Annotated in this window: 4 protein-coding genes; 2 read left to right on the top strand and 2 right to left on the bottom strand. The window is 53.9% G+C overall.

The window, feature by feature from the left end; genetic code table 11:
- Positions 1-158: 158 nt before the first annotated feature.
- Both RSX24_RS28790 and RSX24_RS28785 read right to left on the bottom strand, forming a co-directional pair.
- Entirely contained in the window at positions 159-1,787 is a 1,629-nt protein-coding gene (locus RSX24_RS28790; RefSeq protein WP_343262503.1) for a response regulator, read from the bottom strand.
- The gene (locus RSX24_RS28785; RefSeq protein ID WP_343262502.1) at positions 1,784-3,622 is read right to left on the bottom strand and encodes a cache domain-containing sensor histidine kinase; all 1,839 of its coding nucleotides are present in this window, start codon (positions 3,620-3,622) and stop codon (positions 1,784-1,786) included. Before RSX24_RS28785 ends, RSX24_RS28790 begins: the two co-directional genes overlap by 4 nt.
- Before the next feature lie 143 nt (positions 3,623-3,765).
- Here RSX24_RS28785 and RSX24_RS28780 point away from each other — a divergent pair, with 143 nt between their 5' ends.
- Together RSX24_RS28780 and RSX24_RS28775 are read left to right on the top strand one after the other, a co-directional pair.
- Complete coding sequence (locus RSX24_RS28780) at positions 3,766-4,647, top strand: carbohydrate ABC transporter permease (protein ID WP_343262501.1); 882 nt, start codon at positions 3,766-3,768, stop codon at positions 4,645-4,647.
- The gene (locus RSX24_RS28775) at positions 4,647-5,483 is read left to right on the top strand and encodes a carbohydrate ABC transporter permease (protein ID WP_343262500.1); all 837 of its coding nucleotides are present in this window, start codon (positions 4,647-4,649) and stop codon (positions 5,481-5,483) included. The genes RSX24_RS28780 and RSX24_RS28775 overlap by 1 nt, the downstream gene beginning before the upstream one ends.
- Positions 5,484-5,568 lie beyond the last annotated feature (85 nt).

The raw sequence follows: 5,568 nt of genomic DNA, 5'->3' as shown, positions 1-5,568 counted from the left end.
CCGTGGACACCTCTTCTTTCGTTAGGTCTATTATTTCTGTTCCTTAACGATGTGTCCACTTTTTATTCTAGCTGCATACGGTTCGTTAGCGCCTCAAAAGGTCATCTTTTCGGCAAATAAGACGTCTCAGGTTCCTTAGAGCTTAGAACATTCCGCTTCTAATTCACCCCGGATGACATTTTCCGGTATTCCCCAGGCGTCATGCCCTCCATTTTTTTAAAGACCTTGCTAAAGTACTTTTCATCCTGATACCCTACCATCTCCGCAACTTGGGCAAGCCGCAGGGAAGGGTTCTGCAGCAGCAGCTTGGCGTTGTTCATCCGCTGTCTTCCAAGGTATTCGGACCAATTGAGCCCGAATTGCTGCTTGAACTTGCGCGAAATGTATTCGCGGCTCAGATAAAATTTCGCTGCAATCTGCTGCAGGGAAAGATCTTCCTTATAATGGGCTTCCGTATAACGCGCGATGTCGCTCATCGGGTCGGAGTTTGCAGGATGTGGCGCGATCAGCGCCTTGCCTGCAGCCAGCAATCGGTGCTCCAGTTGGGACTGGAACAAGCGGATTGATAATCGGCCGGCCCGGTCCAGCGGCAGTTCCGCAAAAGGAAAAGCCTGCTCTTCGATGGTATCCAGATCCATCGCCGTAGGCAGGTCTTCCTGGTCGTCCAGCCAACGGCCGATCATCCACTCGAATTCGTCCATCCACTGCTGCAGTTGTTCGCCCGTAATGACCTCAAGCTGAGAGATGGGTTCGATCCACTCGGCAACGGCTGCCGATATGCTCGCCGCATTGCCGCTCATGGCTGCGACGCGCCACGTTTCCTCCATCGATGACAGGCGCTTTGGTTTGTTTCCGGACTGGACAGGGGGAGAAAGGTGAAGGCATCCTGCGGATTGGCGTATATTTCTTCGCCACAAGCGAAGCCGAGCCTCCTGGTAAGCCGCCGATATCCCTCCGGGATACGCGTCGCAAGAAGAGATGCCAAAATGCAAATGGCGTTGGAGCGTCTGGTCCATACCTTGGTTGACTTTCTCCAGAAGGGACTGCAGACCGGCGCTGTCTCCCCAATAGAGCAGCACGACTTCATCAGGCTGCTCCAAATGCCGGAATGCGACGCCTTTGTCCGGGGTGTTGAACGACTCGGCCGCGATATTGATGACCGAGAAGGCGAGCAGTTCAGGCTGGCTCCGGTATTTGGCCAGTATACCTGCATCGAGATGGGACAGGCTTGTCACGGCTACGCTGCAACAGGGCAGCGCATCAGGAAAGCTCAACTCGTCCCGAAGCTGCTGCAGCCGGGACGCGCCATTCGTCCGACCGGCGACGAGAGCGGTCAGCAGCCTGTCCTGATAATGCGGGCGCATCCGGTTCACAACGATGGATTGTGTGGCGGATTGCCTGCGCGCGGCCTCCGCCTCGCTCCAAGCTCGGCTGGCTTTGACCAGGGAAGCGTTCAGTTCGTCCGCTTCGACGGGTTTAAGCAAATAATCCATGCCGCCGTAACGGATGGCGTGCCGAACCAGCTCAAAGTCGTCATAACCGCTGATGACCACCACTTTACTATGCGGAGCGTGAGTCGAAATCCACTCCAGCAATGCCATGCCGTCTTTCCCCGGCATGCGCATGTCGCTGAGAATAAGTTCCGGAGATTCGGCGGTGATGACCGCCACGGCTTCATTTCCGTCTGCAGCTTCCAGCAATGTTTCTACCCCGAGCTCAGCCCAATGACCAAGCAGACGGATGGCGTCGCGAACGTGTTTTTCGTCATCGACGATCAGTGCTTTCATGGTGTCCACTCTCCTGCGTATAGTTTAATGGTAATGGTGACGCCGCCTTCCTCGCGATTACTGACCGACAGACTGGCTGGGGATTCGGGCGGCGAGTGCAATTGAAGCCTGCGGATGACATTACGCAGACCGATGGATTCGGAATCATCCGCCGCGGTGCCTGCGGTTTCCGCATTCTGTTCATGCTGTTGCATCCACCCTTGAATTTCCTTCAACCGTTGTTCGGATATGTGCGGCCCATTGTTCTCCACTTCGATCTCGACCTGTTGCTCGTTAGTGCGGCGGCTGGACACACGGATTACTGCTTGACCAGGCTGTACGTCTGCCCCGTGCTTGAAGCAGTTTTCAATGATGGGCTGCAGCGTCATTCTGGGGAGTCTGGTCTCCAACGTGTCCCCGGCAAAGCGCAGGTGCACCTCCAGACGTTCGCCGAAACGCTCCTGCTGCAATTGCAAATATAACCGGGCATGCTCCGCTTCCTCCTGCAAGGTGACAAGCGCTTGTTCCCGCATGCTGTAACGAAGCATTTTGGACAGGGAAGAGAGCAGCGTATATACCCGCTCTCCCTGCTGCTGCAGTGCAAGCGTGCCGATGGACTGCAGGGTGTTGTACAGAAAGTGCGGATGAATCTGGGCCTGCAATGCTTTGAGCTGATTGGTTTTATTGGCGATCTCCAACCGGTATTCCCGCAAAATCAGGTTGTTCACCGTATCCATCATATCCCGGAAGTGGCGGGCCAGCACGCCGAATTCATCCCGGCTTTTCAGTTGGATGTTGACATGAAGGCGACCGGCCTGGATTTGATTCATGTACCGCATCAATTGTTTGAGCGGCCCCGTGATGCGGATGGAAATAAACAACGTGGCCACGATGACGAGCAGCAGCGCTGCAATGGCAATGAGCGCATTATTCCAGGTCAGCGAGGTGGCTTGGGCATACAACGTTTCATTCGGAATCTGTTTGACGATGGTCCAATCGGCGAAGCGGCTGCCAAGCTGCTGATAGACATACATGGAACGTTCTTGCTCAAAATGTCCGGATGCGGGAAAGGCTTGTCCCGAGCCTGCTCGTACAAGATCCAACTGTTCCGTCGCCTTAGCGCTCAGAGCTTCCGTACCTTCGATGCTCGACGTGCCTTGATAAATGATGCGGTTCTGCCCGTCTACCACATAGATCTGTTCTTTGGCAGGGTCGTAAAGCCGGTTGCAGATGGCTGCGATCGTATCCATGTTGAGATCGATGGCGAGCACCCCGAGCTGTTCCGTCGAAGGGATGTCCATAATGATCCGGCGCAGAGTCACGACCGTTCGAGGGGCGCCCCCTGCGGCGGAAGCCTTGAAGCCATAGGAATGGCTGACGTGTGCAGGCTCAAACCAAATGTCGGTTTGTCCCTGTGCGACATCGTCATGCGGGAAGCCGGCATAAGCCTGCTCCCGTTCCTCTCTTTTTGGAAATGGATCGGTAATCAAGGTCGACTGATTGGCGGCATAAGAGTGCAGATATAGTTGAAACACGTCCGGAACGGAAGTGCGAATCGTTTGCAGCGTCGTGTAGATTTCGGCTACGGCACGGTAGTCCCCCGGAATTTTGATCAGGTTGCGCAAAAATTTCGGATCGTTGTACACGGCCAGTGAAGCCTTCGCCACGTTGTCGAGCACGTTGTTTAGATTGGTGGACGCCTGATAAATCAGGCGGATGTTCTCTTGCGTCGCCTGTTCGCGCAAGGCCGTTTTCGTCTGGGTAAAGGTCATGTACGTAGACGCCAGCAGCGGCAGCGTTGTAGCAATGAGCATAAAGGCAATCAGTTTGATGCGAATGCTATAGTATTTGGACATCGAAACACCCTTCCGGCTTAGGTATGGGAGAGGACAATATTTTACACCCAACTGTTCACAAGGGTCGGTGTTTCCTGCGGCAGCATTGGGGTTTAATAGAAAAAGAGACCGAATCCATCCAACCTTAGAAGGGGGAGAACGACATGAAGCATCGCAGGTCATCACAGCTGTTGCAGCAGCTTGTGTTTGTGGGTCCCTCCATCGTCTTTTTTATTCTCATTATCGTCATTCCTTTCCTGCTCGGCATGGTGTATTCTTTTACCGACTGGAATGGCGTGTCCGCGACAATCAACTGGATTGGGCTCGACAACTTCCTGCATATTTTTGCAAACGATCCCAAGTTCCAGACCGCATTCTGGTTTACGGTGCGCTTCACGGTGGTTGGCGTGGTGCTGACCAACATCATCGGATTTTTCCTGGCGTATTTCCTGACCAAACCGCTGAAGTCGAGAAACATGCTGCGCACGATTTTTTTCATGCCCAACGTCATCGGCGGATTGCTGCTCGGCTTCATCTGGCAATTCATATTTGTGAAAGGGTTTTCAACAATAGGCGATCTGACCGGCTGGTCCTTCTTTAATCTCCCCTGGCTGGGGGACGAGGCGACGGCCTTCTGGGGAATCGTCATTGTGTTTGTATGGCAGACTGCAGGTTATCTGATGGTGATCTACATTTCTTCCTTGACCAACGTCTCCCCGGATCTGCTGGAGGCCGCCGAAATTGACGGAGCAAGCCGCTGGCAGATCTTGCGCAGCATCATCGTACCGCTCATCATGCCGGGCGTGACCATCTGTCTGTTTTTGGCCATCTCCTGGTCGTTCAAAATGTTCGATCTCAACCTGTCGCTCACGAAAGGCGGACCGTTTGGCTCAACCGAGTCGGTGGCGCTCAACATCTACAATGAGGCTTTCGTGAACAACCGGTACGGGATCGGGACGGCCAAAGCATTTGTGTTCTTTGTCATCGTGGCCATCATTACGATCATTCAGGTACGGCTGACCAAGAGCAAGGAGGTGGAGGCATAATGGAAACAAGCAAAAATTATCGGTTCGGGACGCTGCTTACCGAGGTGATCATGGTACTGGTCGGGCTGCTGTTCCTGGTCCCGTTCTACTTCCTGTTCGTCAATTCGGTCAAAACGTTTGGCGACCTGCTCACCAATTCGGCCGCATGGCCCGAGTCGTTCCAGTGGGCGAACTATTCGAACGCATGGGAAAAAATAAACTTTCCTTCCGCGCTAGTCAATTCGCTGATCGTTACGATCGTCAGCAACCTGCTGCTGGTGCTCATCAGCTCGATGGCGGCTTATCGGATGGTTCGCAGCAACACCCGGTTCAACCGGATCTTGTTCGGCCTGTTCATCGCCGCAATGGTGATTCCGTTCCAGTCTATCATGATTCCGCTGGTGACGGTAACCAGCAATCTGGGTCTGATCGACAGTCTCGCCGGGCTGATCATTTGTTATCTCGGTTTTGGGGCCCCCATGTCGATATTCCTGTTCCACGGATTCGTCAAATCCGTGCCGGTCGAGATCGAAGAGGCTGCACGAGTGGACGGAAGCTCCGTATACGGCGTGTTCTTCCGCATCGTGTTTCCTCTCATGAAGCCGATGTACGTTACGGTCATCATCCTGAACACGCTTTGGATCTGGAACGACTACCTGCTGCCGTCCCTGATCCTGCAAAGCTCCAATCTGCGCACGATACCGATTGCGACCTTTGCGCTGTTCGGCCAGTACACGAAACAGTGGGATTTGGCACTGCCTGCGCTGGTGCTCGGCATTATGCCGATTATCATATTCTTTTTGTTAATGCAAAAATACATTATTCAGGGGATCACGGCGGGATCAGTTAAAGGGTAGGTGTAGGTGTGCGAGTGTGGTCGCTCCGGGAGCAGCTGCACTTCCGATCGCTGTTGCTCCCCGGTGGCCTGAATGAGTAGGGCAA

Source organism: Paenibacillus hubeiensis (assembly GCF_032334105.1).
GTDB classification, from domain to species: domain Bacteria; phylum Bacillota; class Bacilli; order Paenibacillales; family Paenibacillaceae; genus Paenibacillus; species Paenibacillus hubeiensis.
Note: the sequence above shows the minus strand (reverse complement) of the source record. Positions and strands in the feature narration are given on the sequence as shown.

Coding starts and splice junctions, on each gene's coding strand:
- RSX24_RS28785 (WP_343262502.1), bottom strand. CDS start 3,622: ATGTCCAAATACTATAGCATTCGCATCAAACTGATTGCCTTTATGCTC.
- RSX24_RS28775 (WP_343262500.1), top strand. CDS start 4,647: ATGGAAACAAGCAAAAATTATCGGTTCGGGACGCTGCTTACCGAGGTG.
- RSX24_RS28790 (WP_343262503.1), bottom strand. CDS start 1,787: ATGAAAGCACTGATCGTCGATGACGAAAAACACGTTCGCGACGCCATC.
- RSX24_RS28780 (WP_343262501.1), top strand. CDS start 3,766: ATGAAGCATCGCAGGTCATCACAGCTGTTGCAGCAGCTTGTGTTTGTG.